Genomic DNA, 16,648 nt, shown 5'->3' with positions numbered 1-16,648 from the left:
CGCTTCAAAGTGTCATGGTGTGACTGATCGCGACGCTCGGCTCAAAAGTACCAGGGCCAGTGAGGCTGAACACAGAGCTGCTGAGCCCAGGAGTGTGAGGGTATAGCTGCCCTGTGCCTGGATCAGCTGCCCGGCCAGGGCGGGCCCCAGCGCCAAACCGCCGCCCACCACCAGATTGGTGACATTCATCAAGCGGCCGGATGGGTCGAGGTCCGCAATGCACGCCATCACCAAAGGAAGAACGAAAGTCCAAGTGAACTTGAATGCCAACGCCGCGAAGGCGAAGCGCAGCAGGTCAGGCTTATCGACGAGTAACAATACCGAGGTGATCAGTGCGGCATAGCCCATTACCGTCATAGGGATTCTCGATGGGCGGCTGCCTGTCAGCGAGGCAGCACCGGCACCTGCAACTCCCATAAGCGTAGCTACCGCGAGGATGGTACTGCTGCTTTGAATCGAAATACCACTGGCAGCAGCGATGCTTCCAATGAATGTCCACACGCCGCTTATGCTCAAATCAAACACGAAGACTGCAAGCAACCCGAGTATGACGCTCCCTTTATGTGCCAGTGAATGGGTTGTTGCCGTTCCACTAGGTAGGGATCTGGGGAATGCTTTTGTAAGCGTCAATGTGGCTGCCATCAGGGCTGCCATCAGCATATATCCAACAGCCAAGCCAAATCGTTCGAACAACCCCGGTAAGATCTGGATGCCTATCGCGCCCATGAGCAGTTGCCCGAGAACCCAAAGCCCATAGGCTTTAGCAGGGTTAGGAAGGGTCGCTGCGGTACTCATGCAAATGATCATGAGTGATCCGCCACCTAGGGCCGTGAAGAAACGTAGAGGCAGTAAATAGCTGTAACTGGGAACAGTGGCGGATAACAGGTTACCAGTCAAAAATATCAAGCTTGAAACCACCGCGGCGGTACGAAGATTCACGCGCTTGATCCAAAAGAGTGCAGGCAGTGTCGCAAGGCTCATTGCACCCAGTTCCGCCATGAATAGGCTGCCGATCTGAGCAGGGTTCAATGCCAACTGTGTAGAAAATTGAGCAGTGAAGGCCGGCGCGGTCATCATGACAAGCGGAAGGAAGGAAGCCAGTACAATAATTGCTGTCAAGCGTAGCGTTGAAGAAGAGGACACCTCTGTAACTGCATGCTGTCCGGTTGTGCTATTTATAGTCATTATGGTATTCGCTCAGATCAGTATACATGAACAAAACGAAGCAACGCTTGCGCGCCCTGGAATGTATTGCTTGAATCCAAGTCCTTTGTTAATGCGAGCATGAGTTGGTTTTTTTTATCGAGCTTGTTCCCAAGTTCAAGGCCGAGTTGGGTATAATCCTGCTCGGTATCAGCAAGGGTCGCCCCATCAAACCGAGCCTCTCCGCCGTGCCCCTGAATGAAGCGAAGTGCGCCATAGGTGTTATCGGTAAATGCATAAGACAGAAAAGTCTGGAGCCGAAAGACAGGCTTTTGCTCCAACGATTCGCCGTAGTAATCGTCGTTTTTACCAAATAGCAGAGCTTCGATATCAGCTTCGACGACCCAGCGCTCGCCAAACCCTTGAGTGTAGTTGTAAAGAAGATCAAGCACCCACCTGTTTCCACCAGGAGAAACATCAGGACTTTGCGAGTGATATTCACCAATCGGAACCGTCAGCAGCGTCATAAAGCCGCTGTAGGTCTGCGTGCTGGGGTTATTGACCAAAAATAGTGTGCCGCCAATTTGAGGGTCGCCCACGCCGCTACCAGACCGACTCCCCATCTGCCCTGGTGATCGGCTGTCAATGTCGACATAGGGAATGACGAATTGCGGTGTACAGATAACGCCGCAGAGGTCGGTATACAAGACCTGGCGGAAAGCGAAGGCTGAAACAGTAGCTTTTGCATTTTTATAGATGTCACTGTCACCGCGATAGCGGGTCGAGTGTGAGTAGGATAGGTAGTAGGCGCTTAACACTGTTCCATCAGGTGCCGCTATGAAGTCTCGTGCATTCATATCGGCTGCAAGCGTATTAAAAGATACAACGATTGCAGTGAAGCAAGTGATGAGGGTGCGCATTGTCATAGCCTTTGCTTGTAATTGATTTAGGCTTGCACGCAAATCTGCGTGATGAGTTGAGTGGTGCGTAAATTGACGGTGCTCTGCGATAAGAAAACGATCGCAGTTGGGTGCCGGTATTCTTAATAAATTGGTAAGGCTCTAGTGTCTGGCGTGCACGATGGGAGGGTATGGGTATCTATGCGCGTAATCGCTGGCGTAAGTGCTCGGCAATGACGTTTGCATCGGTTCCAAGGCTGATCAAGGTTAGGCTCGTATGGGTATTACCTTTGAACGGAAGGGCTTCTGGTTGCATAAAGATCCCGCGCACACCATGTATTACAACTGGAGTGCTCACTTCCTTGATATTGACAACACCCTTTACACGCAATAGGTTTTGTCGGTAGGTTTCGCTCAGTTCATCCAGTGCGCACGCCAGAAATTCCCAAGGCAGGGCATCTACAATGGGGACATTGGCCGCACTGTATTCCAGAAGATGGTCCACTGGCGGTTTGCTAATTTGACGCATGGCGTGTGTACGAGTGGGGCCTTGAAAATAATCAGCCGCGGACTTCATATCCTTGCTGCCGGTTCCTTTGATCTTCACACGAGGGTTTATCTTCAGTACGCACTCGGTGAGAAGCACGGATTTTTCAGCGCTCACTTTGTCTTGTTTGCTCAGCATTACAGTATCGGAATAGATCACTTGATCAACTGCAAGCTCAGTGGATTCAAGGGTTTCCAGGCCGAATTCGCAGTCAATGATTCCAATGACCTGTGAGAGTCGGAATCGACCTCTCAACCACTGATCTTGAGCCAGTTGAAGGATGACGGACGCAGGGCTTGCAAGACCGGATGTTTCGATCACAATCTTGTCAATCGGCGGCCTGTTTCCATCGGGCCATTTAAGGTACACGTCTCTCAGTGTATAACCGAGGTCATACTTCATCTCGCAGCACAAGCAACCCCCTGCTAGCAGTATGGGATCTTCAGCACCGGAGGCTTGTAGCAGTTGTTGATCTAGGCCCACTTCGCCAATTTCATTGACGATGAACAGTGTTTTTTTAAGATCGCCTGCTTCGATCAACGTGCGTAGAAAGGTTGTTTTTCCTGCACCTAGAAATCCGGTGACCACGACAATAGGAATGGGTGAATTCATCATGGTAAACCTCATGCCTCCAGTGGATAGCACATGACGGCTTCGCACAGCCACTCTTCCCCGGCCCACGTCCAGAAGAACAGTGCTCTAAATGTCCAAGGTTGAGCATTGCTGTTCATGGGGGTGACATGCCAGTTTCGGCAGTCCCACCCCCTAGTCTCGCTGAACGCGCTTGGGCCTTGGCTATGGGACACCGTCTGAGCGGTGACGACTTCGCAGAACATCTCCCTGAGTTGCTCGTGACCCCGGCGTTCCGGAAGCCCGGCGCCGCTCCAGAACGCATCGAACGTGAAAAAGTCAGCAAGCAGTTCATCGACCTGGCCGGCATTGAAGTGCGTGCAATGCCGGTCGTATTTCTCAATGACTCGTGGAGGAACGAAATTTGTGGTTTTCATCGAGAGCCAGCCTCGGCCGAGTAAACGGTTTTGCCTTTGAACACGGTCTGCAATACCTGGGTATCGCCAACTTCATTTTTTGCGATTTCGAAGAGGTTGCGATCAAGCACAATGAAGTCAGCGGACTTTCCTGCTTCCAGCGAACCAAATTCATCTTGTCTACCAACCGCTTGTGCACCTGCCATTGTCATCATGAACAATGCGGTTTCTAGATCCACACTTTCAGTATCACGGAGCAGCATGCCTTGGAGGGCAGGGAACAGATTAGGATTCTCAGTAATGATCCAATCCGATCCCACCGTGACGTGTGTACCCAGCCTGTGCATCGTATTGAACTTGAAACCGGTGCGCAGACATTCGAATTCAGGTGAGGTATTGTGCCAAAGCGCTGGTGACATCTCGGCGACCACGCGAAGCCCTGCCAATCGATCTCTGTCTTCCACGTGGATGAAGCCGGCATGCGCAATTTCATGAAACGGGCCTAGATTCCCGTTGTGCACCCGCATGCGTTCAACGGCATTGAGCGCGACGCGCGCAGCACCCTCTCCAGCGCAATGCATCTTCAGCGTCAGGCCATCACGGTCAAATCTGATCAGGGCAGCAGTCAGATCATCTTCGCTGATGACGATTTTGGAGAGATCGATTTTATTTTCGTTGTCTATTCGAGACTCAGTGAAATAAGGGGGAAGCGGCGCTCCATCCAGCCAGCACTTCACAAAGCGAGTGTCGACATGCTGCGTCAGATGCTCCCTGTGCCTCGATATAAGGTCGTCCTGTTGCTCAAGCGAGGCGCCACCCGAGAAGGTGACTTCTTGCCACACCAAGTGGGCAGCAACGTGCAGGTTGAGTTCATCGATTGAGTCCAGCGCCTTCAGTGCCTTTAGCTCAGGCAATGACGCAGACGCTTCCTGAACGGAAGTGATGCCGTATCGATGGGCCATGCTCACCGACCAGCGAAGTGCATCTTCGTAGATATCCGATGAGTACTCGGGAATAGCGGCACTTACGGCCCATCGCGCCCGCTCGACGAGTTCGCCAGTGAGTTCACTGCTTCCTTCACGTCTGACGAAGTGGCCGCCATGAGGATCCGTGACGTCGCTGCTCAAGCCCGCGATTTCCAGCGCCTTGGAATTCACCAATGCATTGTGGATGGTGTAATCGGATATGAAGACCGGCCGGTCGGGGAAGTGCTCATCCAGCAGTTTTCTGTCAAGGTGGCTTTTCTCTATTGCAAAAGGGTTGTATTCGCCAGCAATAACCCAGCCGCTAAGCGTCCCGCTTTTGCATTTTCGGCAATCGCAGATGTCTTCGATAAGTTGCTTGCTATTTGCGTTTGGTCGGATGCGGCACTCAAATCCAAATTTCAGCCCGCTAAGCAGCAAATGTATGTGAGCGTCGTGAATCCCAGGCATTACCATTTTTTGCTTGAGATCAGTTGCCGCTCGGCCTTTGATTATCTGTTGCAGATCTGACGCAAAACCGACGGCTACAAGTCGGCCGTTTTCGATGAGCAGGGTGTCCGCCCATGGTTGAGAGGGGTTGCCAGTGAAGATTCTACCATTGGTATATATTGTTTTTTTATCCATCGGATTCACCTTAGCGGCGCCATTTGCACAAGGCGCTAGAGCAAGAAGTCACCATCTCCGTCAGGATGGGGCTGCCAGATTAAGCGCTAATCCATCTATAAATGTCTTATCTATGCTCGCTCGAATCGTTATCCAACAGCGCTTCCCGCATGGTTTGACTCGAAGGGAGGAGATAGCCTCAATGACCTGATGCTCTAGCGCAGGCATTCAAGGGGGCAGCGGTGGTGTTTTGGGCGCGGGTTCAAATCTCAAATCGGGCTTACCGCTTTGTCGAAAAATACAGCCGAAGGTCCCCATTTCCTCAGCGTCGCGCATCAGACGTTGGATGCGGACAATCATGACGAAGCTTCTGGGACGCTTTTCTGCTCGACAACATGGATAGATGATTGGCAGCGAGTGAGGCTTTTCTGTGCCAGAAAACACAAAAACCGTTTTAAAACAATAACATATGCTTTCGTATACCGTTTGGCATATGGACGTCCTCATGACTCATACCTACCTTCCTTTCTATCGATTCGATGATTGATAAATCAGGAGGAAGCGTAATGGGACGTCTTGCAGGAAAAGTCGCTCTGATCACGGGCGGGGCAGGAGGCTGTGGTCTCGCCGCATCCGAGTTGTTTGCTCGTGAAGGAGCTAAGGTAGCTATCCTCGACCTACCGAGCAGCGATGGGGCCGCCGTTGCCGATCGCATCAACGCTGAGGGTGGGAGCGCCTACTTCCTAGCCGCCGACGTATCAAATGGCGCGCAGGTGCAGACCGCAGTGGCAAATGTCGAGCAGCACTTTGGAGCGATCACGGTACTGATGAATCATGCGGGTACCATTCATGTCGGGCCGTTTCTGGAAACCCGTGAACATGACTGGGATCGACTGATGGCGATAAACGTGAAGAGCATGTTTCTGGTAACCCGTGCGGTGTTGCCGAGCATGATCGCAGCAGGTGGCGGCAGTATAATTTGCACCTCATCAATCTCTGGGGTAGTAGGTACGCCTATGGAAGTCTTGTACTGCACCTCTAAGGGTGCTTGCCACATGTTCGCTCGTGCCATTTCAGTTGAATTCCGAGAACGAAACATTCGCAGTAACGCCATCTGTCCAGGTTTCATCGGTACCGCGCATGGTCGTCGTGAACTGGACTTGCTACGTGAACATGGCACCTATATTTCCGACGCTACTCTACAGAGCATGCAGGGCCGGATGTGCGAACCAAGCGAGGTAGCGAAAGCCGCACTATTCCTTGCCAGCGATGATTCCAGTTTCGTAAATGGTACGCATTTGTTCGTCGATAACGGCTACACCGCGGCCTAACCACTCGGAGCCCGTGCACAAGCTCCACACTAATAAAGCGCGGCTCTTGAAAGCCTGTACTGCCAAAAAACAAAATTTACAACACCCGGCAAGAAGGAACAAATAATGGAGATCGAAAGCAGAAGTGTAGAATTCATTCCCGAGAATGAACGTTATGGATCGCCCAAGCGGCTCTTTACTATCTGGTGCAGCGCCAATATGCAGGTCACCACAATGGTAATTGGCGCACTCGGCGTGGTGGCGGGGCTTAATCTTGGCTGGACCGTGGTAGGCCTGATCTTGGGAAACCTGATTGGCTCGATCTTCATGGCGGCACACTCCGCGCAAGGCCCACACCTAGGGATCCCGCAAATGATCCAAAGTCGAGCGCAGTTCGGCGTTGTTGGCGCCGGCTTGCCGCTTGCTATTGTAGTGCTCGCTTATATCCTGTTCACGGCGGCGAATGGCGTAGTGATGCGGGACTCAATCAAGGCAGTTGTACCGGTCTCTGACAATGATGCAATCATCCTATTCGGCGTACTCACCCTAATCGTAGGTTATGTGGGATACGAACTGATTCACCGTATCGGCGTTTGGATGAGCGCGATTTCCAGCATCATCTTCGCACTAGCGGCCTATACCGTGCTTAAACACGGCTTGCCGGACGGTGTGTGGCAGTTGACAGGCAGTACTTTCAAGTTTGCCATCTTTTGCCTAGTCGTAACTCAAGCTGCTTCTTGGACCCTCGGGGCAGGTCCTTACGTTGCCGATTATTCGCGTTATCTCCCAACCAGCACTGCTACGCGATCCACATTTTGGTACAGCTATTTGGGTATTGTGGTGGGATCCTCTGTTGTAATGCTGCTGGGGGCGGTCATGGCTACAGCGGCTTTGGACGTTATTTCTGACCCTGGTAGCGCGATTGCAAAACTGTTTCCCGGTTACGAGAAGATCGCTTATATAGTGATTATTATCGGTGTGCTTGAGTGGAATGTGATGAACCTGTACAGTTCGTATATGTCCACTACCACCATTTTTACCGGTTTTAAAGGTACCGCGCGGATCGGAAAATTGGCTAAGTTTTTAATTATGGCTGTCGTGGCCGTTATCGTCACTTGGATCGCTATAGCAGCTCAGTATAACTTTAGTGCGTACTTTAGTGATATTCTGATCGGTCAGGTATATGTTTTGGTACCTTGGAGTGCAATCAATCTCGCGGATTATTACTGGATTCGCAAGGGGCGTTACAGCGTTGTAGCGATGTACGATGTCAATGGAATTTACGGCAAAGTCAACTGGAATACGCTGTGCATCTACGCACTCGCCGTGGTAGTACAGATTCCTTTCATGGAGCTTTCCTTCTACAAAGGCCCTATCGCGCATCTCGTTGGTACTGACATCTCGTGGCTACCTGCTCTGGTCGTTCCAGGTGTGCTGTACTACCTCGTTAATCGTAACAAACAGTTGCATTTGACTCCTTTCGAAAGCACACCATCAATCGCAGCGTCCGTCAGGCCACTGAAGCGCGCATGATTCGGAAGGTTCGCAGAGCCCTCAGACGGCCTCTGCTTCGCAGAACCGCATTTGTGCTCAGTGCGCTAGGCAAAGCGCCCGCGAAATTAACCGGCGTTTCGGATAAACATCGCCCGGCCGCTGAGAGTGATGTGACTTCTTAGCCGAGCGTCCCGTAATCTTTGATTCTCATTAGCATGCGGCATGGACGCCGATCCGCTATGCATTTGCGTATTCTCCATGTAGGTCGTGCAGGCCATAGGTTGTCTGTTCGTCGAAAAAAAGCCACTCCATCCCCAGAAAAAGACGCGGTTACAACGCTATTTCAATGATTTTTAATCGCATTCTCGCGTCATTTTCACCATGGTTGGCCAGTTTGCGTCATAGCCGATTCTCTGCCATCGGGCGAAAGATGTAGGTAGAAATGAATCTTGGCACTCTATATGTCACATATGAGGAACCCCAGGATTTTGCTCGGATTGGTCGTGTTTTGGTCGTAGATTCCCTACGTCTGACTGAGATAGCATAGTAGGGTGATCTCTTCAGGATATGAAGAGTGTCGTCGAGCCGGGTAAGCCGCTTTGACAAGTGGAGCGAGAGCGCTATCCCTCCAGGCGTCGTCGGACAGGAGAATTATGATGGACGGCCAAGATGCCAGCGTTGTGGCAAAGTTGATTACGGCCATCGGTAGCACCAATCTTGGACAGTGTGTCTGTACGCTACTGGATGGCATGGTCTGTTTCGATATGAGCTGCCTCTACCTATTTCGCTTCGACCAACCAGCGGTACTGCTTTATAACGGCTATAACGGACAAATTTCCTCACGCACGCTTGATGCTTATAGCCGAGGTGGTTACCTGCTCGATCCCTTCTACGTTGCTAGTATGAACCGCCATCCTGGTGGGCTATGGAGAATGGCTGAGCTTGCTCCGGATAGTTTTTTTTCTTCCGGCTTCGCCATCTCGCCTGACATCCATCCCTGTGTGTCATCCACGCACGGCACACAGATAGACGAGATTGGTTATATCGTTCATTTGCAGGCACGCGCCGCGCTCGTATTCAGCTTTATGAAAGCTCAAGAGCATGGCTCCTTCAGTGACAACGAAGTCGTTTATTTGCAACAACTCACGCCGCTGATCCGTGCCGTGCTGGAGCAACATGGTCGCCAATTGCCCTACGCTGTAGAAGCCGCTGATGTGGACAGCAAGCTGGAGAGTGCGTTCGTCGGTGCACTCGGCCAACTGACCGAGGCCCAGCGATACATAGCCAAGCTACTGCTTCAAGGCCATAGCAGCACCTCCATCGCCCGTCAGCTCGGCCTCTCTGAGGGAACGGTAAAAGTCCACAAGCACAACCTCTATCAACGGCTGGAGATTTCCAGCCACTCTGAGCTGTTCCGCCTCTTTATCAGCTATATCTCACAGACGACGCGATAAGAACCGCATCACGCCTTTGCCTGCATTGCTGAGCACTGCGGCAGAGGGGATTGCGGACTGCTAATGAGCGGTACGGCTTAGGCTACGTTTCCACTCCTATGGACGACCCTGACTAGAGAGAGGGGATGACTACATCTGGAAGCAGGGGCCGCGTCAGGCGTGACAACCTATACGATTGTGATGAGCCCTGACTGGCCACAAATATCTAGCGAACTTCGGTTGGCGCAGCGGGCGCGCTCAAGAGGAAGTGGCGTACGTTCCAACGGTACGCCACAGAGGCGGAGCAATAATGTACTTGTACTTTGCTAGCCGGGTAGGAACTCCTGCATTGCATCCAAAATTGCGCCGTGGAAGTAGTCGCGCGAAGCTCGGTCGAACAGCAAGTGATAACACGGTGTGTCATCCCGCTTCGAGCGGATCACAATCACATTGATGCGAGCTGCTGAAGTCTGAGCCACCTGACCTTCGCTGAAGGACGTTGATCGAAGATCGACGCCGCAAACCTTGGCCATCACTTGCTCGATTGCCGGGCCGCTCAATTCGAACCAAGCGTGGCTATCCTCCCGTGGTAAGAGGTAGTTTGCACGGTGGTCGAGTTCCCAGGTTGCTTCCTCATCCGCAACGCGTTGACCCAGATCGCTGCCACATCCAAGAATGAAATACTCCGTTTGCGATAAGCGCGCCACGACTGTCCCGTCCTGCTGAGCCAGCGCTCGGTTGGGGGTATCTGGCAAATCGAAGCCGCGGCCTCTCAGGTACTCAGCCGCATCTGCACCGCGAAATCCAACTCGTGGAAATTCCGTCAGGTCCTGCAAGGCGACGGGGAGAACTGCCGTGCTGCTCGCACTCCTTACTAGCTGGAGATTGCTCATCATTATAGCTCCTGTCGCTTGTTGTCAGGATCGAAGAAGGGGAGCGCTTCAACCGTTGCGTTTACCATCACGCCACCTTCGACCCGGATCGGGATTTGTTGGCCGACGGTGCTTTGATCGAAGCCTGCATACGCCAAGCCGATTATCTTGCCTAACGATTCGGAGTATTCGCAGGAGGTGACATTGCCGCTGATGTCATTTCCCTTGAGAACCAAATGACCTTCTAGCGGTTTGGGACTTCCCTTAGGCAAGCTAAAGCCCACGAGTTTCCGAGTCATCGGCTGCGCTTCCAGGATGTCCACTGAGCGTCGGCCGACGAAGAAGGGTTTGTTACGGCTGACGGCCCAGCCCATGTCGATTTCCGATGGATGAGTCATGCCATCGGTATCTTGGCTGATGATCACATGGCCTTTTTCCAAACGCAGCAAGCGTTGGGTTTCGACACCAAATGGACGAATGTCGAATTCTTGACCCGCTTCCATAATGGCATCCCAGAGCTTCAGGGCATGGCGAGCAGGGACGTGAATCTCATAACCGAGTTCACCTACAAAACCAACGCGCAACAGGCGCGCTTTAATACCTGCTACTGTGCCCTGGCGGACGCCGAGATAAGGGAAGCCTTCTGGCGAAACGTCCACATCGTTGCAAATCTTGGCAAGCACCTTGCGAGACTCAGGACCAGCTACGTTCACTGCGGCAATTGCGGCCGTGACGTTGGCGATATCTACATTCAACCGCCACTGAGCATTCCACTTCAGCATCTGTTGGTAGATGCGGTCTACGCCACTGGTTGTCGCGGTCACATAGAAGTGGTTGTCCGCAAATCGAGCACAGACACCGTCATCGATCACGACGCCATGTTCGTTTGTCATGAGGGCATAGCGGGAGCGCCCAACTGGCTGCTTCAGGAAAGCGAAGGTGTACATGCGGTTGAGAAGCTCCGCCGCATCAGGACCACGAACATCCAAGCCCCCCAGCGTCGAAACATCAATAATGCCGACTTTGTTACGTACATGTAGGGCTTCTGCCTGCATGCACTTTTCCCGCTCATGCGATTTGCCGTAGAAGGCAGGACGTTGCCAAGCTCCTGCCGGCATTAGCTTGGCACCAAGCTCTACATGGCGGTTGTGCATTGCCGTGTGACGATAGGGATCGAAGGACCTGCCAGCTACGTGGGCTAATTTCTCCGGCGAGAATGGTGGGCGTGCCGTCGTTACTCCGGTCTCGCTTACGCTTCGGTTCGTTGATGCCGCTACGAGCCGTGCAGTTGGCAAAGCAGAGTGCCGGCCTTGCGAAGGGCCCATGCCAACTGTCGAGAATCTCTTAACAAGCTGTACATCGCGATAACCACTTTTCGTCGCATTGATGATGTCTCGGACCTGAAGGTCCTCGTCGAAATCGACAAAGTCCTTTCCCTTAGGGTGAGGGAAGATGGGCCATGGGAAGTTCACCTTGGGCTCTTCGCAGACAGGGTTCTGGCTCTTGACTGATTCAAAACCCAAGTCCTTGAGTGCGTCCACAGTCGCGTTGGTAGCATCCGCCAAGACGTTATCGAGGTTATGCAGACTGTTAGCTGATCCAGCAATGCGCACGATTTTTGGGAGCCCGCTGATTTTGAACTCAGCCGACTCATCGTCGTAGGCAAGCTTTGCTCCTGCTTGGCACAACAGCTGATAGACAGGCATGTAGCCGGCTGACATACAGACGAGGTCACAGGGGATGACTGTGCCAGCTTGCTCAACTTGGCCCTGCCCGGTGATCTTACGTACATCAACTGCCGTAACGTGCTTCATCCCCTTGTTGTGCATTGCCTCATAGATAGTTGAGCTGCTGAGGCACTGAATTCCTCGTTCACCCAAGACCCGAGGCAGACTACGATCGTCTGCGGTTGGACGCATATCGAGCAGAGCAGCCACTTTCACGCCTTGCTCATGTAGATCCAGAGCAGCGTAGTAACCATCGTCGTTGCCGGTGAGCACAACCGCTCTTTTGCCCGGCTTTACCGCCCACAGCTTCATCAGGCGTTGCGCGGCACTGGTCAACATGACGCCCGGCAGGTCGTTGTTGCGAAAAACGACGGGCTGATCAAAGGAGCCGCTTGCGACCAGGCATTGAGTGGCGCGCAATTTGTACATGCGCTTGCCTTGGATCACTGGCAGATAGTTATCGGTGAACCAACCATTGCAGGTGGCCTGCTTGAGGATGGTGATGTTTGGGTGGCCCTCGACTGCCGCTACCAGCTTGCGACGAAGCGCATCGGCCCGAACACCTTCAACATCAAACCGTGCGTATGTCAGCGAGCCGCCGAGGATAGGTTGCTCCTCGATCAGGACGACCTTGGCGCCCGCGTTACCTGCGGTCAATGCCGCTTGCAAGCCAGCAGGACCAGCCCCTATGACCGCAAGATCCGAGAACAGATAAGCCTTATCATAATATTCGGGCTTGAAGTTAAGATTCAGTACGCCCAACCCAGCTTTCTTACGGATCAGCGGCTCCCACACCTTCCACATGCCCTTGGGCTTGTAGAAGGAGCGATAGTAGAAACCGACAGGCATGAACCTGGAGAATTTGCCCAGGTAGGCATCCTTGTCACCTTCCAGCGAGCCATTGAAATTCTGGCCCGTCACAGTGAGACCATTTCTGATCAGCTGCGTATCAGCCAACACGTTTGGCTCCTCAGGGAGCTGTACCAGAGTATTGGCGTCCTGGCCTGCCATGGTAAGTGGCGCGCGAGGCCGGTGATACTTGAATGACCGAGATAACAAAAACTGCCCATTGGCGAGGAGGGCGCTAGCGATGGTGTCGCCCTCAACACCCTGATAACTCCGTCCATCAAAACTGAAGGTCATCGACTGATCACGATTGATCAGCAAGCCCATCGGGGGAAGTAGTCGGCTCATCTGGCGATCTCCTGGGCGGGGCTAGTGAAGTCAACCCGGGTTGCGAACATTTCTTTGGGGTCGAACGTACGAATCACCTCATCTGTAGCGGTATGGCGTTCGGCCAGGAACCAGTAGCTAGAGGCGTTGTGCAACCACCATTCAGTGACAACCCCAATACGGTTGTCGCTGTTGAATACGTAGTCAGCCCACTCGATGTCGCTGCAAGTGGCTGGGTCAGGCATGGTCTTGAACTCACCGCCATAGGTGAACTCGCTGATGTTGCGCGGACCGTTCAAGGGGCAGGTCAGGATCTTCATCTTCGTTGCTCCTAGTGGCTGGCCGCAGTCGCGCCCATTTCGTTGACTTGCTGGAAGCGGCTGAAGCGCTCCAGGGCGAACGGCGCGATCAAGTCTGGCACCTTGCCACCGCTGGCGACTAATTCGGCCATGGTCTTGCCGCAGATCGGCGTCGACTTGAAGCCCCAGGTGCCCCAGCCAGCGTCCAGGTAGTAGTTGTCGACCGGCGACAGGCCCATGATCGGGCTGTAGTCCGGGGTCATGTCGGTCATCCCGGCCCACTGGCGCATCAGCTTGGCGTTGGCCATGAACGGGAACATCTCGATGGCGTGTGCCAGTAGGCTTTCCTTCAGATCCAGGGTAGAGCGGGTGTTGTACAGCGGATAGGGATCGGAGCCGCCACCAAATACAATCTCGCCGCGGCTGGTCTGCTGCACGTAGCAGTGCAACGCCGAGGAGCTGACCAGCGGATCGAGGAATGGCTTGAACGGCTGGGTGACCATGGCTTGTAGCGGGTAAGTGTGGATCGGTGCGCGAATCCCAGCCTTGGCCATCAGCAGCGAGCTGGCTCCGGCCACCGCCTGAACCACGCAGCCACACTGCACGGTGCCGCGGTTTGTCTTGACCTCCTCGATGCGACCATTACGGATGACCAGGTCTTGCACTTCGGTGAGCTGATGGATTTCTACACCGCGTTTGGCTGCCTGCTTGGCGTAGCCCCAGGCCACTGCGTCGTGGCGTGCGGTGGCGCCGTCGATGTGCCACAAGCCTGCAAGCACCGGCAGATGACCGGGGTCGAGGTTCAGGCTTGGTACCAGCTCGCGGATCTGCTGGCGGTCGATCATTTCGGTGCGCCCGCCGAAGTGCTTGTTGACCTCGGCGCGCTGACGGAAGGCACGCACCGTGGCGTCGGTGTGCGCCAGGGTCAGCTGGCCGCGCTCGGAGTACATGATGTTGAAGTCGAACTCGTTGGACAGGTTCTGGAACATCCGCACCGATTCGGCGTAGAAGCGCACGCCTTCGGATGTCAAGTAGTTGGAGCGGATCACCGCGGTGTTGCGCGCGGTGTTGCCGCCACCCAGGTAGGCCTTTTCCAGTACCGCGACGTTGGTCACGCCGTGGTATTTGGCCAGGTAGTAGGCGATGGCCAGGCCATGGCCGCCGCCACCGATGATCACCACGTCATAGTGGGGCTTGAGTTCACACGGAGGCGGTAGATCGACCTCAACTGGATAGTCGGCACTCAGGCCATACTTCAGGAGATTGAAAGGCATGATGCCTCCGACTTAGCTCGTGATTGAGTTTGCTGTTTCGCGGCGGTGAGTGTGTTTCGCATGAGGAATGCGATAGTCATCGGGCCTACGCCGCCAGGAACAGGGGTGATGGCTGATACTTTTGTCAACGCGCTTTCCATATCAACGTCACCCACGAGTCGGCTGCGGCCACCAGCGTTGATTCGATTGATGCCAACGTCGATGACTACTGCCCCTGGCTTAAGCCAGTCAGCATCGACCATCAAGGGGCGACCAACTGCTGCAACAACGATGTCAGCTTGACGGCAGATAGTTTCAGCTCGTTCGCTGCGTGAGTGCAGGATGGTGACTGTGCAATTCGCTTTGAGGAGCAAGGCTGCCATCGGCTTGCCAACAATGTTGGAGCGCCCGATAACAACTGCGTGCTTTCCGCTCAGATCACCCAGTGTTTTGTGCAGCAGGTACATGCAACCAGTTGGGGTGCAGGGGGCCAGAACATCAAGACCTTGGCTGAGCCCGCCGACGTTCTCGCTATGGAATCCATCGACGTCCTTCTGCGGGTTGATTGCTTGAAGGACTACAGATTCATCGATGTGCTTAGGTAGGGGGAGCTGCACCAATATGCCGTGCACCGCAGCATCCTGATTGAGCACCTCAATCATATGAAGAACATGGGCTTGACTGGTGTCAGAGCCCACCTTGTACTCCAGAGAGGTGATCCCACACTCTTCGGCGCGCAGCACTTTGTTACGCACATAGACTTCACTTGCTGGATCATCGCCAACGAGAATCACCGCGAGGCAAGGGTGCACGCCACCGGCTTTCATGATCTCAACGTCATTTTTGACCTGCGCGAGGACTTCGGCGGCTGCAACCTTGCCGTCGATCAGTAGCGGGCTATTCATCGGAAAATCACCGTGCGGTCGTTGTTCTGGAAGACGCGATGTTCAAGGTGGTACTTGACCGCTTTGGAAAGGGCGACGGTTTCGGTGTCTCGTCCGACTGTGACTAGATCTTCTGGTTTGTAGGCGTGGTCGACGCGTTGAACCTCTTGCTCAATGATCGGCCCCTCATCCAAATCACTGGTGACATAGTGTGCGGTTGCGCCGATCAACTTCACGCCACGCTCGTAAGCCTGGTGGTAGGGTTTGGCGCCCTTGAAGCCGGGAAGGAAGGAGTGGTGAATGTTGATTGCTCTGCCCGAAAGCTGCTTGCAGAGATCGTCGGAAAGGATCTGCATGTAACGCGCAAGCACCACCAGATCAGTCTGAGTTTCATCGACGATTTTCATCAGCTCAGCTTCCTGGGCCGCCTTGGTCTCTTTGGTGACCGGCAGGTGGATGAACCGAATTCCTTGGCGCTCAGCCATAGGACGAAGATCTAGGTGATTTGAAACTACTGCCGTAATCACCATGTCCATCTCGCCCTTGCCATGACGGTAGAGGAGATCGCTCAGGCAGTGATCGAATTTACTCACCATGAGCAAAACGCGCATTGGCTTGCTGGAATCGAACAGTTCCCAGGACATGCCAAACTTCTCGGCAACGTCGGTGAAACCACTTTTCAAAGCTTCGATGTTGCCGTCGATGCCGGCGTTGAAGCGAAAGACTGCACGCATGAAAAACCTGCTGCTTGTCTCATCGTCAAACTGCGCCATTTCTCCGATGTAGCATCCGTTTTCAGCGAGGTAAGACGTCACTGCGGCCACGATGCCAGAGGTGGCAGGGCAGCTTATTTTCAGGACAAAAGCGTTGGGTTGGCCTTGCATGGTGGTTCCTCCGGAGGGGCGACGGGCAGGTCATCACCAAAGAATTGAGACGGAAAATGACTGTCAGGAATATTTTATTCTTTTGCGTGCTTTATAAGGGAAGCGAAGGGGTGTGTCCACCTTATAGGAATAAAAATTTCCTCCTGGGAAATCTTTGT

14 protein-coding genes are annotated in these 16,648 nt (G+C 53.6%); 3 read left to right on the top strand and 11 right to left on the bottom strand.

What is annotated here, in order from left to right; genetic code table 11:
• Positions 1-12 precede the first annotated feature (12 nt).
• The 5 genes from HU725_RS13710 to HU725_RS13690 all read right to left on the bottom strand — a co-directional run bounded on the left by HU725_RS13710 (position 13) and on the right by HU725_RS13690 (position 5,182).
• The gene (locus HU725_RS13710; RefSeq protein WP_186478110.1) at positions 13-1,185 is read right to left on the bottom strand and encodes an MFS transporter; all 1,173 of its coding nucleotides are present in this window, start codon (positions 1,183-1,185) and stop codon (positions 13-15) included.
• 17 nt (positions 1,186-1,202) lie between these two features.
• Positions 1,203-2,063, bottom strand: a complete 861-nt coding sequence (locus HU725_RS13705; protein WP_225915487.1) for a transporter — start codon at positions 2,061-2,063, stop codon at positions 1,203-1,205.
• Between the two features lie 178 nt (positions 2,064-2,241).
• Positions 2,242-3,204 carry a CobW family GTP-binding protein gene (locus HU725_RS13700; RefSeq protein WP_186478112.1) on the bottom strand — a complete coding sequence of 321 codons (963 nt, stop codon included), beginning with the start codon at positions 3,202-3,204 and terminating at the stop codon, positions 2,242-2,244.
• Positions 3,205-3,212: 8 nt separating this feature from the next.
• Positions 3,213-3,596: a hypothetical protein gene (locus tag HU725_RS13695; protein ID WP_186478113.1), complete on the bottom strand. Its 384-nt coding sequence runs from the start codon at positions 3,594-3,596 to the stop codon at positions 3,213-3,215.
• Positions 3,593-5,182, bottom strand: a complete 1,590-nt coding sequence (locus HU725_RS13690; RefSeq protein ID WP_186478114.1) for an amidohydrolase — start codon at positions 5,180-5,182, stop codon at positions 3,593-3,595. Before HU725_RS13690 ends, HU725_RS13695 begins: the two co-directional genes overlap by 4 nt.
• Positions 5,183-5,727: 545 nt before the next feature.
• Between HU725_RS13690 and HU725_RS13685 the strand changes: the two genes are divergently transcribed.
• From HU725_RS13685 to HU725_RS13675, 3 genes are all read left to right on the top strand, one after another.
• On the top strand, positions 5,728-6,492 hold the full coding sequence (locus HU725_RS13685) for an SDR family NAD(P)-dependent oxidoreductase (RefSeq protein ID WP_186478115.1): 765 nt from the start codon (positions 5,728-5,730) through the stop codon (positions 6,490-6,492).
• Positions 6,493-6,597: 105 nt separating this feature from the next.
• A complete protein-coding gene (locus HU725_RS13680) occupies positions 6,598-8,004 on the top strand; it encodes a purine-cytosine permease family protein (RefSeq protein ID WP_186478116.1) in 1,407 nt (468 codons plus the stop codon).
• 614 nt (positions 8,005-8,618) lie between these two features.
• Complete coding sequence (locus tag HU725_RS13675; protein WP_496197687.1) at positions 8,619-9,419, top strand: LuxR C-terminal-related transcriptional regulator; 801 nt, start codon at positions 8,619-8,621, stop codon at positions 9,417-9,419.
• A 305-nt stretch (positions 9,420-9,724) separates the two neighbouring features.
• Here the strand turns inward: HU725_RS13675 and HU725_RS13670 are convergent, their stop codons facing one another.
• The 6 genes from HU725_RS13670 to purU are packed head-to-tail and all read right to left on the bottom strand — an operon-like array spanning position 9,725 to position 16,490.
• Positions 9,725-10,291: a sarcosine oxidase subunit gamma gene (locus HU725_RS13670; RefSeq protein WP_186478198.1), complete on the bottom strand. Its 567-nt coding sequence runs from the start codon at positions 10,289-10,291 to the stop codon at positions 9,725-9,727.
• Positions 10,292-10,293: 2 nt separating this feature from the next.
• Positions 10,294-13,191 carry a 2Fe-2S iron-sulfur cluster-binding protein gene (locus HU725_RS13665; RefSeq protein WP_186478118.1) on the bottom strand — a complete coding sequence of 966 codons (2,898 nt, stop codon included), beginning with the start codon at positions 13,189-13,191 and terminating at the stop codon, positions 10,294-10,296.
• A complete protein-coding gene (locus tag HU725_RS13660) occupies positions 13,188-13,490 on the bottom strand; it encodes a sarcosine oxidase subunit delta (protein WP_186478119.1) in 303 nt (100 codons plus the stop codon). Before HU725_RS13660 ends, HU725_RS13665 begins: the two co-directional genes overlap by 4 nt.
• Positions 13,491-13,501: 11 nt before the next feature.
• Positions 13,502-14,743, bottom strand: coding sequence for an FAD-dependent oxidoreductase (locus HU725_RS13655; RefSeq protein WP_186478120.1), 1,242 nt, complete (start codon positions 14,741-14,743; stop codon positions 13,502-13,504).
• Positions 14,725-15,627 (bottom strand): bifunctional methylenetetrahydrofolate dehydrogenase/methenyltetrahydrofolate cyclohydrolase FolD, encoded by a 903-nt coding sequence (folD, locus tag HU725_RS13650; RefSeq protein WP_186478121.1) that lies wholly within the window; start codon positions 15,625-15,627, stop codon positions 14,725-14,727. Before folD ends, HU725_RS13655 begins: the two co-directional genes overlap by 19 nt.
• Positions 15,624-16,490, bottom strand: coding sequence for a formyltetrahydrofolate deformylase (purU, locus tag HU725_RS13645; RefSeq protein WP_186478122.1), 867 nt, complete (start codon positions 16,488-16,490; stop codon positions 15,624-15,626). Before purU ends, folD begins: the two co-directional genes overlap by 4 nt.
• Positions 16,491-16,648 lie beyond the last annotated feature (158 nt).

Source organism: Pseudomonas promysalinigenes, from assembly GCF_014269025.2.
GTDB lineage: Bacteria > Pseudomonadota > Gammaproteobacteria > Pseudomonadales > Pseudomonadaceae > Aquipseudomonas > Aquipseudomonas promysalinigenes.
Note: the sequence above shows the minus strand (reverse complement) of the source record. Positions and strands in the feature narration are given on the sequence as shown.